22 protein-coding genes are annotated in these 24988 nt (G+C 71.1%); 7 read left to right on the top strand and 15 right to left on the bottom strand.

Annotated features, from left to right (window positions below; all coding sequences use genetic code 11):
* Positions 1–27 precede the first annotated feature (27 nt).
* The 5 genes from ASG70_RS04335 to ASG70_RS04315 form a co-directional block, all read right to left on the bottom strand.
* Positions 28–1380 (bottom strand): MFS transporter, encoded by a 1353-nt coding sequence (locus ASG70_RS04335; RefSeq protein ID WP_235531330.1) that lies wholly within the window; start codon positions 1378–1380, stop codon positions 28–30.
* 102 nt (positions 1381–1482) lie between these two features.
* Positions 1483–2703, bottom strand: a complete 1221-nt coding sequence (locus ASG70_RS04330; RefSeq protein WP_056882601.1) for a winged helix-turn-helix domain-containing protein — start codon at positions 2701–2703, stop codon at positions 1483–1485.
* Positions 2700–3371 (bottom strand): response regulator transcription factor, encoded by a 672-nt coding sequence (locus ASG70_RS04325; protein WP_056882740.1) that lies wholly within the window; start codon positions 3369–3371, stop codon positions 2700–2702. The genes ASG70_RS04330 and ASG70_RS04325 overlap by 4 nt, the downstream gene beginning before the upstream one ends.
* A gap of 166 nt (positions 3372–3537) precedes the next feature.
* A complete protein-coding gene (gene hpf, locus ASG70_RS04320) occupies positions 3538–4188 on the bottom strand; it encodes a ribosome hibernation-promoting factor, HPF/YfiA family (RefSeq protein WP_056882600.1) in 651 nt (216 codons plus the stop codon).
* A 243-nt stretch (positions 4189–4431) separates the two neighbouring features.
* Positions 4432–5190 (bottom strand): ComF family protein, encoded by a 759-nt coding sequence (locus ASG70_RS04315; RefSeq protein WP_056882599.1) that lies wholly within the window; start codon positions 5188–5190, stop codon positions 4432–4434.
* Positions 5191–5309: 119 nt separating this feature from the next.
* On the opposite strand from ASG70_RS04315, the gene ASG70_RS04310 reads away from it, so the two are divergent.
* The gene (locus tag ASG70_RS04310; RefSeq protein WP_056882598.1) at positions 5310–6923 is read left to right on the top strand and encodes a histidine kinase; all 1614 of its coding nucleotides are present in this window, start codon (positions 5310–5312) and stop codon (positions 6921–6923) included.
* Positions 6920–7570, top strand: a complete 651-nt coding sequence (locus ASG70_RS04305; protein WP_156399809.1) for a response regulator transcription factor — start codon at positions 6920–6922, stop codon at positions 7568–7570. Before ASG70_RS04310 ends, ASG70_RS04305 begins: the two co-directional genes overlap by 4 nt.
* A 22-nt stretch (positions 7571–7592) precedes the next feature.
* Here ASG70_RS04305 and ASG70_RS04300 read toward each other — a convergent pair whose 3' ends face one another.
* The 7 genes from ASG70_RS04300 to ASG70_RS04270 all read right to left on the bottom strand — a co-directional run bounded on the left by ASG70_RS04300 (position 7593) and on the right by ASG70_RS04270 (position 14364).
* A complete protein-coding gene (locus tag ASG70_RS04300; RefSeq protein WP_235531329.1) occupies positions 7593–8507 on the bottom strand; it encodes a type II secretion system F family protein in 915 nt (304 codons plus the stop codon).
* Positions 8508–8517: 10 nt separating this feature from the next.
* The gene (locus ASG70_RS04295) at positions 8518–10494 is read right to left on the bottom strand and encodes a VWA domain-containing protein (RefSeq protein WP_056882596.1); all 1977 of its coding nucleotides are present in this window, start codon (positions 10492–10494) and stop codon (positions 8518–8520) included.
* Positions 10494–11870 (bottom strand): CpaF family protein, encoded by a 1377-nt coding sequence (locus tag ASG70_RS04290; RefSeq protein ID WP_056882595.1) that lies wholly within the window; start codon positions 11868–11870, stop codon positions 10494–10496. The genes ASG70_RS04295 and ASG70_RS04290 overlap by 1 nt, the downstream gene beginning before the upstream one ends.
* A complete protein-coding gene (locus tag ASG70_RS04285) occupies positions 11867–13069 on the bottom strand; it encodes an AAA family ATPase (RefSeq protein WP_056882594.1) in 1203 nt (400 codons plus the stop codon). Before ASG70_RS04285 ends, ASG70_RS04290 begins: the two co-directional genes overlap by 4 nt.
* 9 nt (positions 13070–13078) lie before the next feature.
* On the bottom strand, positions 13079–13867 hold the full coding sequence (locus tag ASG70_RS04280) for a Flp pilus assembly protein CpaB (protein ID WP_056882593.1): 789 nt from the start codon (positions 13865–13867) through the stop codon (positions 13079–13081).
* A gap of 28 nt (positions 13868–13895) precedes the next feature.
* The gene (locus ASG70_RS04275; RefSeq protein ID WP_235531328.1) at positions 13896–14090 is read right to left on the bottom strand and encodes a Flp family type IVb pilin; all 195 of its coding nucleotides are present in this window, start codon (positions 14088–14090) and stop codon (positions 13896–13898) included.
* Positions 14091–14196: 106 nt separating this feature from the next.
* Positions 14197–14364, bottom strand: coding sequence for a Flp family type IVb pilin (locus tag ASG70_RS04270; protein ID WP_056882591.1), 168 nt, complete (start codon positions 14362–14364; stop codon positions 14197–14199).
* Positions 14365–14565: 201 nt separating this feature from the next.
* Between ASG70_RS04270 and ASG70_RS04265 the strand changes: the two genes are divergently transcribed.
* From ASG70_RS04265 to ASG70_RS04255, 3 genes are read left to right on the top strand one after another with little or no spacing between them, the layout of a single operon-like run.
* Entirely contained in the window at positions 14566–16026 is a 1461-nt protein-coding gene (locus tag ASG70_RS04265; protein ID WP_056882590.1) for a hypothetical protein, read from the top strand.
* Positions 16023–17495: a hypothetical protein gene (locus ASG70_RS04260; RefSeq protein ID WP_056882589.1), complete on the top strand. Its 1473-nt coding sequence runs from the start codon at positions 16023–16025 to the stop codon at positions 17493–17495. The genes ASG70_RS04265 and ASG70_RS04260 overlap by 4 nt, the downstream gene beginning before the upstream one ends.
* The gene (locus ASG70_RS04255) at positions 17492–18724 is read left to right on the top strand and encodes a hypothetical protein (protein WP_056882588.1); all 1233 of its coding nucleotides are present in this window, start codon (positions 17492–17494) and stop codon (positions 18722–18724) included. The genes ASG70_RS04260 and ASG70_RS04255 overlap by 4 nt, the downstream gene beginning before the upstream one ends.
* Positions 18725–18729: 5 nt before the next feature.
* Here the strand turns inward: ASG70_RS04255 and ASG70_RS04250 are convergent, their stop codons facing one another.
* The 3 genes from ASG70_RS04250 to mtrA are packed head-to-tail and all read right to left on the bottom strand — an operon-like array spanning position 18730 to position 22963.
* On the bottom strand, positions 18730–20499 hold the full coding sequence (locus ASG70_RS04250; RefSeq protein ID WP_056882587.1) for an LpqB family beta-propeller domain-containing protein: 1770 nt from the start codon (positions 20497–20499) through the stop codon (positions 18730–18732).
* Entirely contained in the window at positions 20496–22283 is a 1788-nt protein-coding gene (mtrB, locus tag ASG70_RS04245) for an MtrAB system histidine kinase MtrB (protein WP_082590078.1), read from the bottom strand. The genes ASG70_RS04250 and mtrB overlap by 4 nt, the downstream gene beginning before the upstream one ends.
* A 2-nt stretch (positions 22284–22285) precedes the next feature.
* Positions 22286–22963 (bottom strand): MtrAB system response regulator MtrA, encoded by a 678-nt coding sequence (mtrA, locus tag ASG70_RS04240; protein ID WP_056882586.1) that lies wholly within the window; start codon positions 22961–22963, stop codon positions 22286–22288.
* A 233-nt stretch (positions 22964–23196) separates the two neighbouring features.
* Here mtrA and ASG70_RS18775 point away from each other — a divergent pair, with 233 nt between their 5' ends.
* Both ASG70_RS18775 and ASG70_RS19580 read left to right on the top strand, forming a co-directional pair.
* On the top strand, positions 23197–23673 hold the full coding sequence (locus ASG70_RS18775; RefSeq protein WP_156399823.1) for a TadE/TadG family type IV pilus assembly protein: 477 nt from the start codon (positions 23197–23199) through the stop codon (positions 23671–23673).
* Positions 23674–23717: 44 nt separating this feature from the next.
* Complete coding sequence (locus ASG70_RS19580) at positions 23718–24881, top strand: pilus assembly protein TadG-related protein (protein WP_056882585.1); 1164 nt, start codon at positions 23718–23720, stop codon at positions 24879–24881.
* Positions 24882–24988 lie beyond the last annotated feature (107 nt).

The following is a 24988-nucleotide window of genomic DNA, read 5'->3' as shown; positions in this document are numbered from 1 at the left end:
CCGGTCGGACGGGAGCCGTCCGGACGGTCAGGTGACGGCCGCGACCTCCGCCTGCTCCCCCTCGGCGTTCCACTGACCATGCTCGGGCGACGCCGAGACGGCCAGGCACGCCATCGCAGCGAAGAGGCACAGCCCGCCCGCCGTCAGCCACGCCGTGAAGTAGTCGCCCGTCCCCTGCCGGACCCAGCCGGCGTAGGAGGCGGCGACACCGGCTCCGACCATGTGGGCGGCGAAGACCCAACCGAACACCATCCCCGACCGCGCGACTCCGAAGTGTCGCCGGCACAGCGCGATGGTCGGGGGCACGGTCGCCACCCAGTCCAGGCCGTAGAAGACGATGAAGAGGAACAGGTTCGGGGCGATCGCGGGACCGAGCAGCGCCGGCACGAACAGCAGCGACAGCCCCCGCAGCGCGTAGTAGCCGAACAGCAGCATCCGCGGGTCGACCCGGTCGGTGAGCCAGCCCGAGGCGATGGTCCCGACCAGGTCGAACACGCCGACCAGGGCGAGCAGACCGGCCGCCGTCGTCTCCGGCATCCCGTGGTCGTGGGCGGCGGGGATGAAGTGGGTGCCGATGAGGCCGTTGGTCGACCACCCGCACACCCAGAACGTCCCTACGAGGATCCAGAACGTCCGTGACCGGGCGCTCTCCCGCAGCGTGCGCAGGGCCGTGCGAGCGGGACCTTCCGCGGAGGTACGGGGCGGGGCCAGCTGCTCGTCGAGCGCCTCCCCCGGTTCGGCGCCGTAGGGCCGCAACCTGAGATCGGCCGGGCGGTCGCGCACCACGAGCGCGACGAGGGGCACGAGGAGCAGCGCCGCCGCGGTCACGACCACCGCCGCCCACCGCCACCCCGGTCCGGTGGCGAGCGCGGCGATGCCGGGGAGGAACACGAGCTGGCCGGCTGCCCCCGCCGCGGAGAAGACACCGGTGACCAGGCCCCGGCGCGACTCGACGAACCACCGGTTGGCCACGACGGCTCCGAGCACCAGCGCCATCGCGCCGGTGCCGATGCCGACGGCCAGGCCCCACAGCACCCACAGCTGCCACGCGGCGGTCATCACGACGGTGAGGCCGCTGCCGACCGCGACGAGCAGCAGGGCCCCGGTGACCACGCGCCGGATGCCGAACCGCTCCATCAGGGCGGCGGCGAAGGGCGCCGTGAGCCCGTAGACGACGAGGTTGGCGGTCACCGCGCCGGAGGTGGTGGCCCGGGACCACCCGAACTCGCCCTCGAGCGGCTCGAGCAGCGCGCCGGTCGAGGAGCGGAAGCCGGCTGCGGCCACGAGGGCGGCGAGCACCACGGCGGTGACCCACCAGGCCCGGTGGACGCGCGGGGTACGGGTGGGGGCCGTCGACCGGTCTGTGGCAGGAATCGTCACCCCCGAAGGTTATGTGCCAACGCGTCGTCCGACCAGCACGATCTCGTCATCCTTCGACAGGATCCCGCCACAGCCTGGTCGTTCGCACGGCGTCCCGCCGGCTCAGCCCACGGTGCGGAGCCCGAGCCACCCGGCGAGCAGCGCGAGCTCGGCGTCGAGCGCAGGTCGCGCCTCGACCGGGGCTCCCGGCTCCCAGTGCACGGCGTGCACGCGCAGGACACCCGCCGCGCGGTCTGCCTTGAGGTCGCACCGCGCCACCAGCGTGTCACCGAAGAGGAACGGCAGGACGTAGTAGCCGTGCACGCGCTGGGGGGCCGGCACGTAGATCTCCAGCCGGAAGTCGAAGCCGAACAGGGCAGCGGTCCGCTCCCGCTGCCAGATGAGCGAGTCGAACGGGCTCAGCAGGGCCTGCGCCTGCACCCGTCGCGGGCGCCGCGCCTCGGGGTGGAGGTACGCGGCCCGCTTCCACCCCTCGATGGTCACGGGCACCAGCTGACCCTCGGCGACGAGAGAGGCGATGGCCGGGCGCGCCTGCTCGGGCTTGAGCCGGAAGTAGTCGCGCAGGCACTGCTCGGTGCCGACGCCGTGCGCCCGGGCCGCGATCAGCACCAGCTCCCGGAACGCCTCCTCGTGCGAGGGCCTGCGCGCGGGATCGGCCGCCTGCTCCACGACCGCCCGCGGGAGGACGCGCTCCAGGGCTGCGTAGCGGCGCTCGAACTGGCTGGTCCGCCCCGCCGAGGTGATCTGTCCCGACCAGAACAGGTGCTCCAGGGCGTTCTTGACCAGCGACCAGTTCCAGCCCCAGTGCTCGCGCTCCCGGGGCAGGTCGTGCTCCAGCGCAGCCTCCACCTGCCGTGAGGTCATCGGTCCGCCGGCCACCACCTCGGCCTTGACGGCCGACACCAGGCCCGGGTGGTCGTGGGCGACCCGCTGCATCCCACCCCACGCGTCGCTGAGGGCGCGCTGCATCCGGAAGTCGAGCAGCGGCCACGTCGTGGGCGGCACCAGGCTCGCCTCGTGAGCCCAGTACTCGACGAGGCGCCGCGGCGCACGGTCACGCGCCCGGTCGAGCAGTGCGGTGTCGTAGGGACCGAGCCGCGAGAAGAAGGGCAGGTAGTGGCTGCGGGTCACGACGTTGACGCTGTCGATCTGGACCACCTGCACCCGGTCGATGACACGCTGCAGGTGGCGAGTCGTCGCCTCCCCGGGCGCAGGTCTGGGGTCGCGGAAGCCCTGTGCTGCCAAGGCGATTCGTCGCGCTTGGGCCTTGGTCAGCCGCAGTGGCGCCGGAAGGGTCGGCGGGATGGCGGCGCCCGCGGTCATTCGCCGGGTTCGAGCAGGTTCTCCCGCACCGCGTACATCGCCGCCTCCATGCGCGAGTGGAGCTGGAGCTTCTCGAGGATGTTGCGGACGTGGTTCTTGACGGTGTTCTCGGAGATGAACAGCTGGTGGGCGATCTCCTTGTTGGCGAGTCCACGCGCGACCAGGCGCAGCACCTCGAGCTCGCGGTCGGTGAGCCGGGGCGCACCGACGGCGCTGGGGCGCTCGCCCTGCCGCCGGCTCATCTGGGCGAACTCGGCAAGCAGCTTGCTGGCCATGGACGGTGAGATGAGCGAGTCGCCATGGTGGACGGCGCGGACACCGGCCGCGATCTCCTCGCCCGGCACGTCCTTGAGGAGGTAGCCGTTGGCGCCGGCCTTGACCGCCTCGTAGAGGTCGGACTCCTCGTCGGACATCGTGAGCATGATGATCTTGGTGGAGGGCACGAGCGCCTTGAGGGTCTTGCAGGCCTCGATGCCGGAGGTGTGCGGCATGCGCACGTCCATCAGCACCACGTCGGGCAGCAGCTCCACGACGCGGTCGACCGCTTCCTTGCCGTCACCGGCCTCGCCGACGATGTCGATGTCGTCGTCCTGCGAGACGACCATCTGCAGGCCGCGACGGTAGAGGACATGGTCGTCCGCGATGACGACCCGGATGGGGTCGGTCATCGGCCCCTGGTGCACATCCCCGCTGCTCACGCGCCCATCCTGTCAGAACAGGCCGACCGCCGCCGAACCCCGAACGCGGCATCTGGGACGGCGTCCGGGGTTCGGCGGCGGGATGGGCGGCGGGATGGGCGGCATCGCCGCCCTGCATGGTGCACGGTCGTAGGTGTCAGGAGACCTTCTGGGCGACCTCTCCCCCATTGCTGACGTCGAGGTGGATCACGCCGTAGGACCAGCCCCGGCGCCGGTAGACCACGCTCGGCTGGCCGGTGTCCTCGTCGTGGTAGAGGTAGAAGTCGTGGCCGACGAGCTCCATCTCGGCGACGGCCTGGTCGAGCGCCATGGGCACGGTGGCGTGGACCTTCTCGCGGATCTCGACGGGGCTGTTGCCCTGGGCGCCGAAGGGCTCAGCCTCGGCCGCCTCGTCGTGCGAGTGCTCCTCCGAAGCGGCCAGGGCTTCGAGGCCCTGGATGCGGGCGGTGGCCTCGGCCACCGACTCGGGTGCGTGCCGGCCACGGTGCACGCGCTTGCGGTCCTGCGCCCGGCGCAGCCGTTCCATCAGCTTGTCCATCGCGACGTCGAGCGCCGCGTACTTGTCGTCCAGGCAGGCCTCAGCCCGCACGATGGGACCCTTCACGTGACAGGTGATCTCGACCCGCTCGCAGGACTTGGCCTGCCGCTTGTTGGGCTCGTGACTCACCACGACGTCGACGCGTTGCACGCGCGGCGCGAGCTGGGGAACCTTCGCCAGCTTTTCGTCGAGGTGGTCACGGAATCGGTCCGAGACCTGCATGTGGCGTCCAGTGACGACAATCTCCACGGTTTTCCTCCATGGTTGCGATGGGTGGTGCGAGACGGGGGCGGCACGCCCTGGGTCAACCGCGGCACCACCTCCGCCCCAGAGGGGGACGGGAGGGCTGTACCGGCTCCGCTCCCCGGCCCAGGGCGCCCGTCGGACCGCGTCCGAGGCGCCCTGTTCTCGTGTCACGCACGGGGGCCAGGGGGGCCATGTACCGACGGTAGTCCACGTCCGACGGATGCGACACCGCGCCTGACCCAACGTTTACCGGGAGTCGGCTGGACGCTGACCGAGAGGGCCGGCGCGACGCTCGGTGGCGCACACCGTGGCCGCCACGACGGTCCTCGCCCTGCCACCACGCAGCGCCCGCGCGGCCTCGACGAGGGTCGCCCCGGTGGTGAGGACGTCGTCGACGAGGACGCAGCTCGCTCGGTCGACGACCGGCTGCCACCTGCCTCGCACCTGCAGGGCGTGCTCGAGGTTGACCTGGCGCTCGCGGGCGCCGAGGCCGGCCTGGTCGGCGACCCGGCGGCGCAGCCGCAGCGCGTCGGCCACGACCACCTCCCCCGACCCGAAGCCGTGGCACGCGAGGGCCGCCAGCTGCCCCAGCGGGAAGTCGCCGCGGCGCCGGCGTGCTGCAGGCGAGGACGGTACGGGGACGACGAGTACCGGACCGTCGCCCGCGCACAGCGCCCGCCTCAGCTCCGGCGCGCCACCCACCGCGGCGTCGACCGCGCCCGCCAGCAGGCCCGCGAGCACCGGGGCGAGGTCGCGGCGCCCGTCGTCCTTGTAGGCGGCCACGACGGCGGCGAGCTCCCCCGCAAACGTCCCGGCGGCCCACACGGGCGGAAGCCGCGGCGGGCAGGGCCGCGGGCGCACCGGACGGGGACGCTCCCACACCTGCGACCAGAGCCCGGAGGTGCAGTCGGGGCACAGTGCAGCGCCGAGGGCCCGGCACGAGGCGCACGTCACCGGGAGCGCCAGATCGGCCAGCGCACCCAACGACGAGCGAGCGAAGGTCATGGCAGGAGTGTGTGCTCACGGAGTGTTGGTGCTGTTTCAGCCGACGTAAACCTGAGGACACGACTAGTCTGAGCCTCGCTCTGTGGACAACTGCTGAGGTCGTGAGACGGGAGGGCTGTATGCGGTGGCTTCCCCGACTGTCCGTGGCGACGCGACTTCGCCTCGGCATCGCCGTGCTCGCCGCCCTCCTCGCTGCCCTCGACGGCTCGCTGCTGCCGGGCCTGCCCTGGATCCTGCTGGTCGTCACCCTCGACCTTGCGGCCTCAGGTTTCCAGTACCTCAGCCAGAGCGGCAACGCGATCGGGCGGATGCAGCTGTTCGCCCTGTACTGCGTCGCCGCAGCCACCGCCGGCGTGGCCATGGGCTATGCGCCTGCGTGGTCCAAGATGCTGATCCTCATCCCGGCGTTCCACGCCGGAATGCGCTTTGCCCGTCGTGGCGCGCTCACCGTCTTCACGGTCGGCCTGGTCACCGGTCTCCTCACGTCCGCGTGGCTGCGCCACCTCTCCGAGGGCGAGGGCCAGCAGATCGCCCTGGCCTCGCTGCTCGCCCTGGTCTTCGGGCTGCTCGGCGCGTGGTCGCACCGGATGGAGGCCGACGAGCCGGTCGTCGACCCCAACATCGCCGCCGAGGCCGGGCTGCTGCTGCGTCGCCTCCACGAGCTCGCCGAGACCCTAGACACGGGTTTCGACGCCCCCGGCTCGGCCGAGATGGCCCTTCAGGACCTCGCCGCCCAGATGCGGGCGGCACGGAGCGCCATCCTCGTCGGGTACGGCGACGACCCGGCGGTGCCGCTGGCCATCCGTGGAGCCGACCGCACGCCGTGGCCCGACCCCATGGAGCCCGACTCGATCCTCGCCCGGACGTGGCACGAGGGCGTCCCGACGCTGTGCGAGTGGGCGGACGACCTCGTCGCCCGCTCGGTCATCGTCGTGCCCCTCCACGACGACCATGGCGACCGCCTGGGCCTCCTGGTGGCCGACCGGCCGCTGGTGACGCCCTTCACCGAGGACGACCTCGTTGCAGCCTCCGAGGTTGCCTCGCGCCATGCCGCCAACATCGACCTGTCGGTGCTGTTCGCCGGGCTGCGCGAACGAGCAGGCCTCGAGGAACGCGAGCGGCTCGCCCGCGAGATGCACGACGGGATCGCCCAGGAGATGGTGGCGCTCGGCTTCGGCATCGACTCGCTGCGCCGCAGGGCCCGTGACACCGGCTCCCCGCTCGCCGAGGAGCTCGACGGGCTCCGCGTGGAGGTGTCCCGCGTGCTGGCAGACCTGCGGCTGCACATCGCCGACCTCCGCATTGCCGTGCGCCCCGACACCGGGCTCGGCGCCCTCATCGGTGCCCGCCTGCAGAACTTCGGGTCGACGTCCGGGGTGACCACCCGGATGCACCTCAGCGAGACCGGGTTCCGCCTGCCTGCGCACACCGAGGTCCTCATCTACCGCCTCTTCCTCCAGGTGCTCGCCGACGCGCGGCACTCCCTCAACGCCGAGACCGTCGAGGTCCGCCTCAACGTCGCGGCCCCGCGCGTCGAGCTCTGGGTCGCCCACAACGGCACCAGCTCGCTCGGCCCGCGCGACTTCGCCGACCACCCCCTGACCACCCTCGGCGGCGAGATCTCGGTCGAGCCGTATGCCGGCGACGGTGTCGCGGTCCGCATGCGCATGCGTGGCCGCGGGGCCGCACCGTCGGCCACGCTCTCCAACGAAAGGATCCCCCAGCCGTCATGACCATCAACGTCGTGGTGATCGACGATCACACCCTTGTCCGCGAGGCCGTGTGCCGCATGATCGACAGCGAGCCCGACCTCGCCGTCGTCGGCCAGGCCGGGGGCATCGCCGAAGGGCGCACCGTCCTCGCCCACAGCCTCATCCACGTGCTCGTGGTCGACGTCTCGATGCCCGACGGGTCAGGGCTGGTGCTCGCCCGGGCGGCCCGCGAAGCCTCCCCGCGGCTCGGCATCGTCGTGCTGACCATGCACAACGACGACGAGACCCTGCTGGAGGCCCTCGACCTGGGGGCCTCCGCGCTGGTGCTGAAGTCGGCCCCCTCGGACGAGGTCATCGCCGCGGTCCGTCGTGCCGCGGTGGCCCCCGACGCCTTCATGGCCACCGGGCTCGCCGAGGCGCTGCGCCGTCGCGACTCCAACGACAAGCCCAAGCTGACGCCGCGCGAGGCTGAGGTGCTCGACCGCCTCGTCGCCGGCGACTCGATCGCCGCGGTGGCCAAGCGCCTCTACATGAGCGAGTCGACGGTCAAGACCCACGTCTCGAAGGTCTACGAGAAGCTCGGGGCCCACAACCGCGCGTCCGCGGTCATGGCCGCGCTGCGCCTGGGGCTGGTCCGCTCGGAGTCCGTCGGCCACACCCGCCGCTGACGCCTGATCGCCCCGGCTGAGGTCAGAGGCCGCCGCCGCTGAAGGCATCGACAATCTTGATGGCGCCGGGGCCGATGATGACGATGAACAGTGCCGGGAAGATGCACAGGAGCATCGGGAACAGGATCTTCACCGGCACCTTCTGCGCCTTCTCCTCGGCGCGCTGACGACGCACGAGGCGCATCTGGTTGGACTGCTCGCGCAGCACGCTGCCGATGGGCAGGCCGAGGCGGTCCGCCTGGACCAGGGCGCTGACGAACGTCTTCGCCTCAGCGACCGTGGTTCGGGTGGCGAGCGAGCTGAACGCCTGGCCACGCGACTTGCCGATCTGGATCTCCGACAGCACGCGGGCGAACTCGCCGGAGATGGGTCCGGTGGTGGACTTGGCCACCTGCATGAGGGCGGCGTCGAAGCCCTGCCCGGCCTCCACACAGACGGTGAGCATGTCGAGGGCATCGGCCAGGCCGAGGCGCAGCTCCTCCTGGCGCTTCTGGCCGACGTTCATGAGCAGCAGGTCGGGCAGGTAGAAACCGGCCGCCGCGGCACCGAGGGCGATGAGCAGGCCCTTGGGGCTGAAGCCGCCGAACGCGAGGCCGAGGACAGCCCCGATGAGCAGGCCGGCTCCCTTGCCACCCATGATCCGCTCGGCGGTCCAGGTGCCGGGGTTTCCCGCCAGGTCCAGCCGGCGCGTCAGGCCCTCCTGAGTACCCGTGGGCGACAGCTTGGAGGCGATCGCGCGGGTCCTGGCGAGTACGGGTGCCACGAGCCGCTCCATGGCGGGCAGGTCCGACTTGCTCACCTCGCGACGGTCGATGGTCTTCTCGATGAGCTCGAGGGACCGGGCGACGCCGGTGGTTTGTCCAGCCCCCGAGGAGGCGGCGATGACGATGGTGACGAGCGCCCCGGCGATGGCGACGAGGCCGACGATCAGCAACATGGTTCCCATCTCAGACCTTCACATCCACGACTTTACGCATCCAGAAGACACCGATGCCGAGAGAGACCAATCCGGCCGCCATCATCATGAGGCCCAGGGGGCGCGTCCAGAGCAGCTCGACGTAGGCCCGGTTGGTCTGCATCGTGTAGAAGAAGATGCCGATCGGCAGGCCGATGAGGATGTAGGCGGAGAGCCGTCCCTCGGCGGACAGGGCCCGCACGTGGCGGCCGAGCTCCTCGCGTTCGCGCAGCGTCTTGGCGGTGGTGCGCATGGTCTCGGCCAGGTTGCCACCGACCTCGCGTTGGATGCGGATCGCCATGGCGGTCCAACGCATGTTGCCGCTGTCCATCCGGTCGGCCATCCGCTCGAGGGCGTCGGCGATGTCGGCGCCGATGCGGGTCTCGGCCAGCGCCCGCGCGAACTCCTTGGCCGCGGGGTCTGCAGCGTCCTTGGCGACGGCGTCGAGTGCCTGCGGGAGGGAGAAGCCGGTGCTGAGGCTGCTGGCGACGAGGGTGAGCACGTCGGGGAGCTGGTGGTCGAACTTCTTGGCACGGCGCTTGGCAAGGAACCGCAGGACGAACGCCGGGGCGAGCAGGCCGAGCACGACACCGATCAGGGCCGCGACGAGGGTCATGATCAGCCCTCCCCGGATGAGCGTCATGGAGACGGCGACCCCGACCACGACGGCCACGATCCGCAGCACCCACCACTCACCGGGTCGCAGCGGGAGGTCGGCGCGCTCGATGAGTGCCATGGTCTTGCCGGTCGACTCGCGACCCTCCATCACCTTATCGCCGAAGAAGACGAGGTTCTCGGAGACCGCGCGCTGGCGGTCCTTCTTCTTCGGGGCGGCACCCGGGGCAACGTAGCGGTCGATGTTCTCGACGCGGGTCTGGCGCCCGGACTTGAAGGACGAGCTGGACAGTGCGAGCCCGAACAGCACCAGCGCCAGGAAGACCGCACCGACGGCCAGCAGCACCATGGGCGAAAGGCCGAGGATCTTCGAGCCGGGCGACGTGGCCTTGACGACGTCCTCGGTGGGCCCGGTGATCGGCGTCTTGGCGGCCGTGGTGGAGGTGGGCGTGGCGACGGGCACACCGTCGCCGAAGTCGACCAGGGCGGTGGTAGCGAACTTCGCGCCGCCTGCCTCGCCGGAGATCTTGATGTTCTGGACCGCGGTGACGCCCGGGGGCAGCGGCATGGAGAAGGTGAGCTGGGAGGCAAGGGTCTGCGCGGCGCTGGTGAAGGCGCTGGCGACCGCGCCGGCGTTGGCAGCGGAGACCACCGACCCGCCGCCGGCGGACGTGAAGCCCTTGAGCACCGCGACGTTGCCCTCGTTGGACTTGAAGGACACGGCCTCGGCGCGGACCCCGCCGGACTTGAGCGCGGCCGTGGCGGCTGCCTGGGTGCTCCGGCTCGCGGTGTCGCCCCCGTCGGAGAGGAGCAGGATGCTGCGCTCCCCCTTGGTGCCGAGGGTGCGCACGGCGAGCTGGACGCCGTCGTACAGGGCCGTCTCGCCGTTGGCCTTCAGGGCGTTGACCGCAGACTGCACCTTGCCGTGGTCGGCGGTGGGCACGAGGTTGGTGACGGCCTTGCCGGAGAACGACACCACGCCCACCCGGACGTCGTCCGGCACGCTCTTGAGGAAGGCTGCGACGGCGGTGCGGACAGTGGCCATGCCTGGCTCACCCATCGAGCCGCTGGTGTCCACGACGATCACGGCGGTCCTGGCGACCGGTGACCCCTGGCCCGACGTGATGGCGTCGACGGGGTGGTCCTTGCCGGAAACCGTGACCGTGAGGGCCGGGTTGATGTCGGCACCGCCGCTGGCGGAGATGAGGCCGACGAGGTTGCCGTTCTTGGCCTCGATGCCCGTGATGTTCACGGTCGGGGCCTGGGCTGCGCCGGCGGAGGAGACCCCCGAGAGCAGCGCCACGGAGGCCAGCGCCACGGCGGCGCCGAGCCTGCGCGGGAGGGAGAAGCGCATCAAATCCCCCGGACGAAGATGTCAGGGGCGAGCTCGATCCCCTGGTCGTGCAGCTCTGCGGCGAACTTCGGGCGCAGGCCGGTGCTCTTGAGGGTGCCCTTGAAACGGCCCTGCTCGTCGCGCCCGGCGCTGTAGTCGAAGGTGAACAGGTCCTGCATGGTGATGACGTCGCTCTCCATGCCGACGACCTCGCTGATGGCGGTGACGCGTCGCGAGCCGTCCTTGAGGCGGGCCTGCTGGATGACCATGTCGACGGCGCCGGCGACCTGCTCGCGGATGGCGCGGACGGGCAGGTCGACACCAGCCATGAGCACCATGGTCTCCAGGCGCGACAGGCTGTCACGCGGGGTATTGGCGTGGACCGTGGTCAGCGAGCCGTCGTGACCGGTGTTCATGGCCTGCAGCATGTCGAGGGCGGCGCCGTCACGGCACTCACCGACGACGATGCGGTCGGGCCGCATGCGCAGGGAGTTCTTGACCAGCTCGCGGATCGGGATGGAGCCGCGACCCTCGATGTTGGACGGGCGGGACTCCAGGCGCAGCACGTGGTCCTGGTGGAGCTGGAGCTCGGCGGCGTCCTCGATGGTGACGATGCGCTCGTCGTCGGGGATGAAGGAGGACACCACGTTGAGCAGCGTCGTCTTGCCCGAGCCCGTACCACCGGAGATGACGATGTTGCGGCGGCCGCGCACGCAGGCCGACAGGAAGTCACGGACCTGCGGCGTGAACGTGCCGAAGGCGATGAGGTCCTTGTCGGTGAACGGGTCGGTGGCGAACTTGCGGATGGTCAGCAGGGAGCCGTCGAGGGCGATCGGGGGGATGACGGCGTTGACACGCGAGCCGTCGGGTAGGCGGGCGTCGACGAGCGGGCTGGCCTCGTCGACACGGCGACCGACGCGGCCCACGATCTTGTCGATGGTGCGACGCAGGTGGGCGTCGGAGCTGAACCGCGCCTCGACGGGGTAGAGCTTGCCAGCGCGCTCGACATAGATGGAGTCCGGGCCGTTGACCATGATCTCGGAGATCTCCGAGTCGCGAAGCAGCGGCTCGAGCGGGCCGTGGCCGAGGATCTCGTCGGCCACCTCCTGGGAGATCCGGGTGCGGTCCGCGAGGGACAGCGGGGTCTCCTCGTGGTCGATGACCTCCTGCAGCGTGTGCCGCACCTTGGCTTCGAGCTCGGACTGGTCGAGGTGAGGGTCGTAGAGCTGCGGTCCCAGGGAGTCGAGCAGCGCCTGGTGCACGCTCGCCTTGACCGCGGCGAACGGGTCGACGACGCGCTGTCGCTCGTGCGCCGACGGCGCCGGGGTGTTGTTGGCGGCGTCGTTGGCGGCCTGCTGGCTGCGGCGGACGCTCTCGAGGCGCTCGGCGAGGCTCATCGGTTACCTCCTCGGGAGAGCGACCAGCGGCTCGAGCGACCGCTGCCGGCCTCCGAGGACTTCTGGCCGTCGGCACGGGTGCTGGGCTCGGGCGTGCGGACGAACTTCTCGGCCAGCTCGCGCAGGGCGACGCTGACGGGGTGCTTCGGCTCGTCGAGGATGATCGGCACACCGCGGTTGACCGAGGCCGGGACCGCCGTGCTGTTGGGGACCATGATCGCGATGTCCTGCTTGAGCGCGGCGACGACGTCCTCGGCGCGCAGGCCCACCTTGGCGTCGGAGCGGTTGAGGACGATGAGGCGGGTGTCCTTGGGGTTGCCGAGCAGGTCGAGCGTGTCGAGGGTGAGGCGCAGGTTCTTCACCGCCGGGATGTCGAGGGTGGCGATGAGGACGAGCAGGTCGCTGTCGTCGAAGCCCGCAAGGACGTGGGAGGTGAAGGCCGGCGGGGTGTCGAGCAGCACGTAGTCGTAGTGGCGCTTGGCCACGCGGATGAGCTCCCCGACGATCGAGCCGGGGATGCGGTCTGCGTCACTGGGCTCGGCCGGGGCGCTGATCGTGTCGAGGCCGCTGTCGTGCTTGGTGACGACCGACTTGATGGCCTGCTCGTCGATGTGGCCTGCCATGCCGACCAGGTCGATGATCGAGTTCTGCGGCAGCATCTGCAGGCTGATGCCCACGTCGCCGAACGCCAGGTCCAGGTCGATGAGCAGCACCTTGGAGCCGGTGGAGGCGAGGTAGGTGCTGAGGTTTGTGGCGAAGGTCGTCTTCCCGACGCCGCCCTTGGCGGAGAAGATGGTGACGACACGTGCCGAGCGCGTGCTGCCCGCGGTGTCCCCGGCGTGGCCGGCGACGCGCGAGGAGATTTCACGGCTGCGACGTGCGGCGTCGGCGAGACCGGTGAGGTCGTCGGCCGTGATGACCTCGCGCACGCCGGAGCGCAGCGCCTGGCCGAGGACGTTGACGTCCAGGCGCCGGCGCAGCAGGAGCACCCCGAGGTTGGGGCGCTCGACCCGGCAGAACTCGCTGAACTGGCAGGCACCCTCCATGTCGACATCGGGGCCGATGAGGACGAGCTGCTCCTCGGGCGCCTCCTCCAGGGCTCGCACCATGGCGGCCTGGGTGTCCACCCGGGTCACCTGCCCGACCGCGAAGTCGTAGCGGTCGGTGGCCGCGGGGTCTGCATCCCACAACAGGGTCATGACGTGCTCCTACTTGGAGAAGAGTGATGCTTCGGAGACAACCTTGCCGAGGTCGATCTTGGCATCGGTGCCACGCAGGGCGGCGTACAGCGTCCCGGTCTGGATGCCGTGCACGAGCCGGGTGGCGTCCGCTGGCGACAGCGCGACGGTCATGAGCGCGCCACGCACCGGCGCGGGAGCCGGCTCTCCGTCGGCGGTCGTGGTCTGCGCCGGCGTGAGAGAGGCCTCGCCCATGGCAATGACGAGGACGTCGTCGAGCAGCACCCGGGTGCTCTGGCCGCTGGCCGTCGTGGAGTTGTTCGAGGAGCTGCTGCTGGCAGTGGACGCCTTGGCGGCCACCGGGGTGTATGTGTCGAAAAGGACGACCTTGGAGCCGGGCGTCACGAAGGTCCCGACCCGGTTGGCGTCGCCGAGTGCCACGGAGACGGCGACCATTCCGGCAGGGACCTCGATTGCCTTCTCTCCGACTGGCTTGGCGCCGAAGCGTGCGGCGAGGACATACTCGCCGGGCTGGATGTCGGTCGTGGCGAAGTAGCCACCGTTGCTGCCGTCGACGGCGGACAGGGCGCCCGCGGGGACGCCCTTCGCGGCGACGGAGGTCTTGATGATGAGGCCGTTCTGGACGGCGTCCTTCAGCGTCGTGCCCGCCGGGACCACCGACTGGACCACGTAGACGTTGGTGGGCTGCTGCGACGCCACGGCGCGGGCGTCGGCTCCGCGCGCATACAGCAGCACTGCCGCGACACCCACCAGGGCGACGGCGACAGCAGCGAAGATGGCGACGATTCTGCGTCCCATAGGTGTTCAGTCCTCGGTGTTCGAGCGGTTACGGGTTGAAGACGCTGTCAGGCACATGGAAGAGGGTGACGACGTTGTTCCCGAACAACGTGACGGAGACGACGATCACCAGCGCGATGAGACCCACCATCAGCGCGTACTCGACGGCGGTGGCCCCGCGGTCGCCCCGGCGTCTGCCGGGACGACCGCGGTCCAGCTCGCTGACTGAGGCCGCTGCGAACACGGTCACCACCTGAGCGCGGCATCGCCTGGATGCCCTTCTGCAAGCCATGGGTGCGTTCACTGTGCCTCCTCGATCAACGGGCTGAGAGCCCGTTGTTCTAGTTCGATCAGACGCTGCCGGCGACCTTGTTGAAGAGGCCGGAGAGGTTGCCACCCAGGAGGGCGACGGCGACGATGATGACGATGGCGATGAGGGCGACCATGAGGCCGTACTCGACCGCGGTCGCGCCGCGCTCGTTCATCTTCGTCTGGAACTTGGCGATGTACTTGGTCATGTTGCTGGGTGTCCTTTCAAGACCAACGGGCTGCCGGGACGGACTTGCCCCAGCACGCAGAAGGTTGTCAGTCGGTGCACCCTTCGCGAATCGGCCGTCCCGTCACGATGGCGTGGGCTCTTCGTACCCGGAAGGTCGTCCGAACGGCCGATGTGGTGTGGCAACCGACATGGGACGGCTGGGACGGGAGAGACTTGCGGTATGCCGTCCGCCCCCTACCGCGCACGCCTGCGCGCCCGGGCGCCCGGTGCGGCGGGGCCACTGCTGACCCGCGTCGCGCTCCCCCTCCTGCTGGCGGCGCTGCCGGTGCTGGCGGTGCGACCCGTGAGCGACCCCAGCCCCTGGCTGCACCTCAAGGTCGGCGCCTTCCTCGCGGGCGGCGGGCGCTTCGCCCTCCCGGACCCGTGGGCGCCGCTGGCCTCGCACGCCTACGTCCCGACGCAGTGGCTGCCGTCGGTGGTGACGGTCTGGCTCTACCCGCACCTCGGTGCCCCCCTGGTGGCGTGGGAGCGCGCCGCCGCCATCGGCGTGCTCGCCCTGGCGCTGCTGCTCTGGGCTCATACCCTGGCCCGCCCCTGGGTGGCTGCCGCCACGACCGCTGTGGCGGTCTTCGCCGCCTGGCCCTCCCTTACGGAGCGACCGCAGCTTGCCGGCTTCGTACTGCTCGTCCCGGTGCTGGCCGCCTGGTGGCGCACGGCGCAGGACCACCAGGCTCGCTGGTGGCTGGTGCCGCTGACCTGGCTCGCCGCGTGCGTCCACGGCATCTGGGCGACCGGCGCCGCGGTCGGTGGCATCGTCGCGCTCTGCGTCATCGTGTCCGGGAGCGTCGGGCGACAGGTGGCGCTGCGGCTCGTCGGGCTGCTCGCGGCCTGCGCGGCCGCGGCTGCCCTGACGCCCATCGGCCCCCGGCTGCTGCTGACGCCTTTCGCGGTCAGTGGCCAAGGGCGCCAGTTCGTGCAGGAGTGGATGCCGTCCTCGGTGCGGTCGCCGCACGTGCTCGCAGCGCTGGCGCTGCTCGCGGTGGCGTGGCTCTGCTGGGTCGCGCTAGGACGTCGGATGCCCGGCTGGCACGTGGTGCTGGTCGTCGTGGGCTGCGCGCTGGCCCTGACCATGGAGCGCACCGTGGCGGTCGCGGCCTTCGTCGCCGTCCCCCTAACCGCCACCGCCGTCGAGGCGGCGCTGCGCAGCCGTGAGGGAGCCCCCCGCGACGCGCTCCCCCGGCGGGGGCGCGTGCTCAGCCGGACGACGGCGGCGTGGGCCGCTGCCACCCTTGTCGGCATGGTCGTCGCGGGACCCGTGGCGGCGGCCCGTGCCGACACCCCGGTCGGGGTCCCGCTCGGCCTCACCTCCCGTCTCACCGCGCTGCCCGCGGACACCACGGTCCTCGTCGACGGTGACACCAGCGGGTGGCTCATGTATGCCGCACCGCAGCTGCGCCCCGTCTACGACCTGCGCGTCGAGTCCTACTCAGCGCATCAGGTCAAGGACTTCATCGGTGCCATGTCCGCGGACCCCGGCTGGGACGCCTACGTGCGCGAACGAGGCGTGACGGTCGCGCTGGTGCCGTCCGATTCCCCCGTCCGGGCCGCGCTCGTCGAGCAGGACCGCTGGCGCGAGCTCGGTCGTGACCATGGCCACGTCCTGCTGGAGGCCCCCCGGTGACGCCCGTGACGGCCTCCTCGACCAAGACCGGGACCGAGACCGGGACCGCGGCCCGGCCTGCAGGGCGCACCACCCCGCCGATGATCAGCCGCACCGCCGTGGGGCTTGTTCTCACCCTGGCCCTGGTCAAGGGCTTGTCGACCTTCGCCGAGCCGGACGTGTGGTGGCACCTGCGCACCGGCGACCGCCTGTGGCAGGCCTTCGACCTCGTGGCTCCGGACCCGTCCGCCGGGTTCGCCGACCGCGACTACACCTCGACGCAGTGGCTGCCCGAGATGCTGGCGTCCGCCGCGTACTCCGTGGGTGGCATGGGCGCGGTCCTGTGGCTGCGTGCCGCCGCCGTGGTCACCCTGGTCGCCCTCGTGTACGTCGTCGCCCGCAGGTCCGCGGGGCGGCTGCCCGCAGCTGTGGCCGCCGGCCTGGCCCTCGTCGGGGCCGGCGGTGGGCTCAACCCCCGGCCCCAGCTCGTCAGCTTCGTCCTGTTCGCGCTGACCCTGCACGCCTGTCTGTCGATGCTGCGGGACCGCCGCCCGCGGTGGTGGCTGGTGCCGGTGTTCTGGGTGTGGGCCTGCTGCCACGGGCTCTGGACGTTCGGGCTGGCCCTGGGCGTGCTGCTGCTCGCGGCTGCCGTCGTCGACCCGCGGACGCGGCCCACACGTCGCCAGGCCCTTCGGCTCGCGGCCCTGTGGCTCGCCTGCCTGGTCGCTGTCGCGCTGACACCGCTGGGCCCACGCCTGCTGCTCACGCCGTTCCAGGTCGCGGGCAACGCCAGCATGATCGCCGACGAGTGGCGGGCCACCCCCCTCAACAACGTCTTCGCATGGGCTGCCCTGGTGCAGCTGCTGATCTGCGTGGTCGCCCGGTCCAGGGGCCGCACACGACCCCGGCTGTGGGAGCTGGCCCTGCTGGCGTTCGCGGCCTTCTGCACGCTGTGGATGTGGCGGCTGGTCCCTCTGGGCAGCATCGCCGTCACGCCGTTGGTCGCCGCGGCGCTCCAGTCGGGGCTGACCGCCCGTCGCGAGCGCTGGACCCGCACCGAACGACGCGGCCTGGTGGCGTTCTGCGCCGGGGCCCTCGTCGTTGGAGCGCTCGCCGGCGCAGGGTTGGGCGGCAAGGCCGCGGCCTACCCCGTCGGCATGGCGCCCATCGACGCGGCGCTGGCCGACCTGCCCCGGCACAGCGTCGTCCTCGACGACTTCGGGGTCTCGGGGTGGCTGCTGTGGGCGCACCCCGACCTCACACCGGTCGCCGACCTGCGCGGCGAGATCTACGACCACGTTTACCTCGCCGACTACACCTCCACGCTGCAGGTCGAACCTGGCTGGCAGGACTTCGTCACACGCGTGCACCCCGATGTCGCCCTGGTCGCACGGGACTCGGCCCTCGGCGACGCGCTGGAGCACAGGCTGGGATGGAACCGCGTCGTCGCGACCCACGACTTCATCCTCCTCGAGCCGGGTCGCCGGTGACGAGGGCTGCGCGCCGCTACGCGGTGCCGCTGGCCGTCTACCTGCTGAGCCGCGTTGTGACCACCGCGTTCATCCTGATGGCCGTCCCGGGGCGGGTGGTGCGGATGGAGGACCTGACCGGCTACCACTCCACCGTGACCGCGCGGCTGCCCGCGGACTACGGCTCGGTCGTCACCTCGTGGGACGGGCAGTGGTACTGGGACATCGTCCTCCACGGCTACCCCAGCACCGTCGTCGACACCGGCGGTCACGCGGTGCAGTCGTCGCTGGCGTTCTTCCCCCTCTACCCCGCGCTGGTCAAGGCGGGGATGGCCGTCACCGGTCTCGGGTTCGAGGTGGTCGCCCCGACGCTGAGCCTCCTCCTCGGCGCCGCGGCCGTCCTGGTGGTGTTCCGCCTCCTCGAGGTGGTCGTCGACCGCGGGCGGGCCCTCGCCTGCACCGCCCTGCTGTGCTGCTTCCCCGCCACCGCCGTGCTGCAGTCGGCCTACACCGAGAGCCTGGGCCTGCTGTTCGTGGCGACGACGCTGCTCCTCCTGGTGCGGCGCCGCTACCTGTGGTGCCTCGTCCCGGTCGTCCTCCTGGGGCTGACCCGCAACATCACGCTCGTCCTCGCGCCGGTGGTGGCCCTGCACTGGCTGGTCGCCGTCCGTCGCCACCGCCGGGCGCTCGTCGGGCCCCACGTCTCGACCGAGTTGTCGCCACCGCCACGCCACGGGCGGCTTGCGCTGCTGGTCGCCGTCTGCGTCGCGGCGACGGCCGAGTGGCCGCTCCTCGCGGGCGCGCTGACGGGGGACCCACGCGCCTACTTCACCACCCTCGCGGCGTGGCCCGGCTACACGGAATCGCCGCTGGACCCGCCGTGGCTCGGCGCCGCCGGCGGCCTGGGCATCGGTGGCTGGGTCGGGGTGGCCGTCCTGGTCCTGGCGTTCGTCGGCCTCCTCGGTGGCCGGACACAGCGCGCCTGGGGTCCGGAGCTGTGGGGTTGGACCGTCGCCTACTGCGCCTACATCTTCCTGGCCTCGGGCGTCACCAGCAGCCTCGTGCGCTACCTCATGCTGGCCTTCCCGTTCGGGCTCGTCCTCATGCCCCCCGCGGCGACGGCTGCCGACCGTCGAGCTGGCACGTGGGTGGTCGTCGTGTTTTGTGCGCTGGAGCTGGTGGGTCAGTACGTGTGGGTCGCCAAGTTCCTCGTCTACACAGGTCCGACCGGCGGCTTCGGCTACCCCTGACGGCCCTAGCGCCCGGCGACCAGGAGGTCGCTGCCCTCGCCCAGAGGCTGCCACCGGCTGCCTGCGCGGATGAGCACCTGGCCCGTGTCGGTCGTGACGATGAGCCCGCGCTCGCCGTTGATGGTCGTGATGGTGCGGGCACCGGCGATCTCGGGGCCGGCGGCGACCTGGCCGCCGAGCGGGACCGTCCACGGCCGGATGACCTGGCCGGAGTTCTTGCGTCCCAACGCCACCAGCGTCGCGTCGTCGACCCAGACGACGTCGCGCACCAGGGTCAGCGTCGGCGCGAGGCTCAGCGGCGGCGCCAGGCTCAACGGCACGTCGTTGCTGCCCCTGACCACCCCGGCAACGTCCAGGCGGGGTGCGTTGCCTCCGGCATCGGTGCTCACGACGGCGATGCGCTGGCCGTCGGGCGAGACCCGCAGGCTCACGACTCGACGGTCGGCCAGCCACGCCACCGACACGGACTGCGGCGCTGCCTTGCCGGTGATGGTCGGGTCGCTGCGGGTGTCGAGGACCCACACGCGCGTGGCGCCCTTGTCGCGCCCAGCCACCCAGAGGAGCCCGTCCAGGTCGTAGGTCGGGCGGGTCAGTAGCGACCCGAACGTCAGCAGCTGCACCTGCGTCTTGCCGCGCCAGCGGGCGAGCTGGCCGCGGTCACCGCTCACGGCGGCCACCTCCTTGCCGTCTGCCGACAGGGCCGGATACGTCCACCCCGGCTGCAGGGAAGGGAAGGCGGCGGTGGTGGGCGGCGGGGGCCGCTCCCCGGGGTCGCCAACCTCGTCGGGGTCGACGGGGACGAGCGTGGACCCTATGCGCAGCAACGGTTTCACGGCCGGGTCGCTCGGCGTGGTGAACCCCAGGACCGACAGTGATCGCAGGGCGCTGTCCGTCCCGGGCACCTGCAGGTCGGCGCCCTCGAGCTGCAGCGCCACCTGGCTCACCCCCGGCGCCTGGGTGACCGTGGCGAGGAACTGGGCCGCGAGGTTCTGCCGCTGGGCGGGGTCGGTCGCCAGCCGGGTGGCCGTGAGGTCGACGGTCGCGGTGCCGGAGTCGATGGTCACCGAGTCGACGGCGAGGCGGGTGCCGGTGGGCACGTCACTCCGCACCGCCCCGCGCAGGTAGTCGGGGACGCCGGCGATGAGCGACCTGGCCAACCGCGTGGCCAGTCCCGTGCCGAGGGGGAACCACCGGACGTCGGGCACGAGGCGCCGCTGCGTCGTGGAGAGGAAGTAGATGCGGTAGGGGTCGTAGAGCCGGTCGAAGTCGGACTCGCTCAGCCACGTGCCGAACTGGTCGGGCAGCGCGGTGATGCGCCACTCCCCCGAGCTGCGCTCCAGCCTGAACGTCACCTCGTCAGTCGAGTCGGCGGGCAGCTCCTGGTAGCGGCCGTTGCCGTCGACGCGGGCGGTCGCGGTGGCGGTCGCCGTGACGGTGCCTGCACCCGTCTGCTGCACCCGCAGCTCGGAGTCGTTGGAGAAGATGACGACCGAGGTGTCGGGCCGCCAGCCCGCCGCTGGTCCGCTGGTCAGGTAGGACCGCGCCACCTGGTACTGGTCGTCGCTGGCCGCCGCGGCGCGGATGAAGCCGCTCACGACCTGCTCGGGCGAGGAGCCCGCGGCGATGGGGTTGGCCTCGACGCGGACCTCGTTCTCCTGCACCGACCCCACGTCGAGGCCGGGCTGGATCGGCGCGCGGGTGGACAGTCCCCCGCCGCAGGCGCAGAGCAGGGTCGCGACGCAGCCCGCCGCGGCGACGGCGTACCGCGCCCTCACCGTGGGCTCCCGGGCGCGGTGGGCGCCTGCTCTGGGGCGGTCGCGGTCGGCACCACCCCGCGCGGCGGAGCGGACCGTCCGGGTCCCTCACGGCGGCTGGTCGGCGTAGCCGGCGCGGTCGCGCGGCTGGGTGCGTCGTCCGGTCGCAGGGCCAGCGGCGAGTCACCGATGGTGCCCCCCGCGCGGCGCGGCAGGGTCAGCCGGAAGCAGGAGCCCTGGCCCGGTTCGCCCCAGGCCTGCAGCCAGCCGTCGTGCAGGCGGGCGTCCTCCAGGGAGATGGCCAGGCCCAGGCCGGTGCCGCCCGTGGTGCGCGCCCGGGCAGGGTCGGCGCGCCAGAACCGGTTGAACACCAGGGCGGCCTCGCCCGGGCGCAGCCCGACGCCGTGGTCGCGCACGGTCACGGCCACGGCAGTGTCGTTGCCGGCCACGTGGATCTCGACCGGCCGGCCCTCGCCGTGCTCGACGGCGTTGACCACGAGGTTGCGCAGGATCCGCTCGACGCGCCGCGGGTCCATGTCGGCCTGGCAGGACCCGGTCGCCTCGACGGTGATGGTGCTCCCCCACCGCTCGGCCAGGGGCTGGGCCGACTGCACCGCACGGGCGACGGTGTCGCGCAGGTCGATGAGGTCGACGTCGAGCGCGGCCGCACCGGCATCGAACCGGCTGATCTCGAGCAGGTCGGCCAGCAGCTCCTCGAACCGGTCGAGCTCGTTGTGCAGCAGCTCGGCCGACCGCGAGACCGTGGGGTCGAAGTCGCGGCGCGAGTCGTGAATCAGGTCGGCAGCCATGCGGATGGTCGTCAGCGGGGTCCGCAGCTCGTGCGACACGTCTGAGACGAACCGCTGCTGCACCCGCGAGAGCCCCTCGAGCTGGCGGATCTGGGTCTGCAGGCTGTCGGCCATCTCGTTGAACGACTTGGCGAGTCGCGCGAGGTCGTCCTCGCCGCGGGCGCGCATCCGTTCGTTGAGCCGGCCCGACGAGAGCCGCTCGGCGACGACGGCCGCGCGGCGCACCGGGTTCACGACCTGCCGCGTCACGACGTACGCGATGGCGCCCACCAGGGCCACGAGGGCGAAGCCGCCGATGGCGAAGGTGCGGGTGATGAGGTTGAGCGTCGCCTGCTCACGCTGCATGGGGAACACGACGTAGAGGTCGTACTTGCCGGCCACGGGCAGCTCGACCTGCGAGCCGACGAGAACCGCCGGCACCTGCTGGTTGGTCTGGGGATCGGTGATCCCGATCAGGGTGACCTGCTGGCGGCGCGGGTCGGCCTTGATCGCCTGGCGCATCTCGGCGGGGATGCTGGAGAGCCCGACCGCCCCGCTGAGGACGGTCTGCACCGTCTGCACGGAGGTGTTGCCGAGGCTGCGGGCGAAGACGAGGTAGCGCTCGTTGTCACCGCCGGGTGCCGCCACGCTCTTGATCGTCTGCTGCGCTAGGAGGTTGAGGCCCGCCTGGCTGCTCTGGTCGCTCTCGTCGAAGCGGTCCTGCACCTGGCTGGTCAGCCGCGAGGTCTCCAGCTGGGCCGTGGTCATGCGGTCCTGCTCCAGGCCGTCGGAGATGGAGGAGTAGAGGTAGGAGCCGAGACCGAGGACGACGAGCAGGCCCAGGAGCATGGTCGTGGCGACGACCCGCACCTGCAGCGACGCACGCCACGCGTGCACGACCCACCGCAGTCCTGTGGTGAGCCACCGGCGCGCGAGGCGGAGCAGGCGGCGTACCGCGCGCAGCACCTCGTGGCGGTCGGAAGGCCACCGCGGGGAGGACGTGCCCGGGGTGGACATCGTCAGCTCGGGCCGGCCTTGTAGCCGACTCCACGGACGGTGACGACGATCTCCGGGTGCTCGGGGTCGTGCTCGATCTTGGAACGCAGGCGCTGCACGTGGACGTTGACCAGGCGCGTGTCGCCGGCGTGCCGGTAGCCCCACACCTGCTCGAGCAGGACCTCGCGGGTGAAGACCTGCCAGGGCTTGCGGGCCAGGGCGACGAGGAGGTCGAACTCCAGCGGCGTGAGGGACAGCGGCTCTCCCCCGCGCTTCACGGAGTGGCCGGCGACGTCGATGGACAGGTCACCGATCTCGAGGCGCTCGGGTTCGGGTTCGTTGTCGCGGCGCAGCCGGGCCCGGATGCGGGCGATGAGCTCCTGCGGCTTGAACGGCTTCACGACGTAGTCGTCGGCCCCGGACTCGAGGCCGACCACGACATCGACGGTGTCGGTGCGCGCGGTGAGCATGACGATCGGGACGCCGGACTCGGCGCGGATGCGGCGGCAGACCTCCATGCCGTCGAGGCCGGGCAGCATCACGTCGAGCAGGACGAGATCGGGCTTGGCGTCACGGAAGGCGCCGAGCGCGTTGCCGCCGTCGGCGACGTGGGAGACCTCGAGGCCTTCATTGCGCAGGACGATGCCGAGCATCTCCGCCAGCGCCAGATCGTCGTCGACGATGAGTACGCGACCCTTCACCTGCGTCAGCCCTCTTCCTGCGTTCGGTCAAGATTCCCTCACGAATCATCACACACCGGCGGCGCCCGGTCCGGCACCTACGACAGGAAAGCGCAACGAAACGATGGCCGTCCGACGGAGGTCTTCGACCGTTTGGACGATTTCCCGTGCTCAGCCCCTTGTCCAGACTGTGGGGGCGGACACCCGGATCGAGGGCGTCCACGGGAACGCAGGGAGACTCGCACGTGACTGCCATGAGGCATCGGCTCGGCCGTCGACACCGTGAAGGCGGTGCCTCGGCCGTCGAGTTCGCGCTGGTGATGCCGGTACTCGTCCTGATCATCAGTGGCATCGTCGGCTTCGGGTTCGTCTTCGCGCAACAGATCGCATTGGGGAATGCTGCGCGCCAAGCCGCTCGATCAGCTGTCGTGGACGGGCCTGTCTGCGGTGCTACCGGAAGCCCGGGATCTGGCATTAAGGGTCAGGCACAGACCGATGCAACCACGATCGGCCTCAACAATGCCGGTGTGACCGTCACCGTCAGCCGTGTTCCGACGGCCGGACTCCCCAGCGACCCCTGCGGGTCATCGACCAACAAGCCGTGTGCAGGCAGCGCGGTGAACGACAACCTCCAGGTTCGCCTGGGTTACACCAGCACGCTGGCTCTCCCGTTCTTTCAGCCCACCTTCAACCTCACGGCGACAGGGATGTTTCGATGCGAGTTCTCATGACTGGCGCCTGGAGAGGCCGATGCCGCCACAATGAACGAGGGGCGGTGGCCGTCACGGTGGCGATCCTGTCCGTGGTTCTTCTGGGCATCGGCGCATTCACGATCGACTTCGGCATGAGCTACGCAGACACTCGTCAACTGCAGACGTCTGCGGACGCCGCAGCACTGGCCGCGGCGAACTACCTCAAGACGCAAACGGGGACATGCCCCACCCTCGTGGCGGATGCCAGCGTGATCAATGCGGCCCGGGACAAGGCCGAGTACATCCGCACGCGGAACCGCCCCGGCAGCAGCGTGGAGAGCATGCAGGTGACCTGCGTCGACGGCAACAAGTCGCTCCAGGTGCGCTACGTCTCCGGCGGGAGCACGCCCAGCTTCCTCGGCGGCATCTTCGGCAAGTCCTCGCCCTACACGTCCTCCCGCCCGGCAACGGCCCTCGTCGAGGTCGCCAGGACCGGCATCGGTGTAAGGCCCTACGCCATCTGCGCCAGCCAGATCCCGAGCAACGCCCTTCAGTCCGGCGTGGTGTTCAAGATGCAGCTGCCCGCGTCCGGCAACACCACCTGCCCCGACGCGGGCAGCAGCGGCAACTGGTGGACCGTGGACTGCCCGGAGGCGGGCTCCAACGGCACCGACGCCCTGGCAGACAAGACCGTGAACGGCTGCACCCTGCCCATCACGATCGTCCCGGATCAGGTCCCCGCCCCGCCGGCACCGGCTCGTACTCCGTTGGAGCTGAAGAACTACCTCGAAGGCTATTGCACCGTTCGGGGGCCCTCGTGCCTCAGCGCCAACCCTGGCAACCTCTCGTCTGAGCCGCTCGCGAACGCCTGGCAGACGCTCGTGGACGCCCAGAAGAAGATCGTGCTGCCGGTGTTCTGCGGCGGACCACCCACCGGTGCGTGCAGCTCATCTGCAGTAGTCAACGCAGGTGGTAACAACGCCATCTACCCGGTGCAGTCGCTCATCGGCGTGCAGGTCTGTGGCTATCACTGGAGCAACTCGAAGAACGGTCAGGCGGTCACAGGGGACTGTGCTGCGTACAACACGGTCCCTTTCAACGCGGGTGACGGAACCAACCAGGACAAGTACCTACTGCTGCGCGCCGTGCCCATCACGATCTCGGAGGGGGACAGCCTCCCGGGAATCTGCGCCATCGGCGACCCGACGTGTGACTTCGGGCTGAAGCAGGTCTTCCTCACGGAGTGAGCTGGCGCGAGTCCTTGGCTCGTTCATGAGTCACCCACGGCTGAACCGCCCCTCGACTGGGGGCCGCGGGGACCACCCCGGCTCGCTAGGTGTACTGACCTGGCAGA

Origin of the sequence: Phycicoccus sp. Soil748 (assembly GCF_001428025.1) — a bacterium.
Lineage (GTDB): Bacteria > Actinomycetota > Actinomycetes > Actinomycetales > Dermatophilaceae > Pedococcus.
Note: the sequence above shows the minus strand (reverse complement) of the source record. Positions and strands in the feature narration are given on the sequence as shown.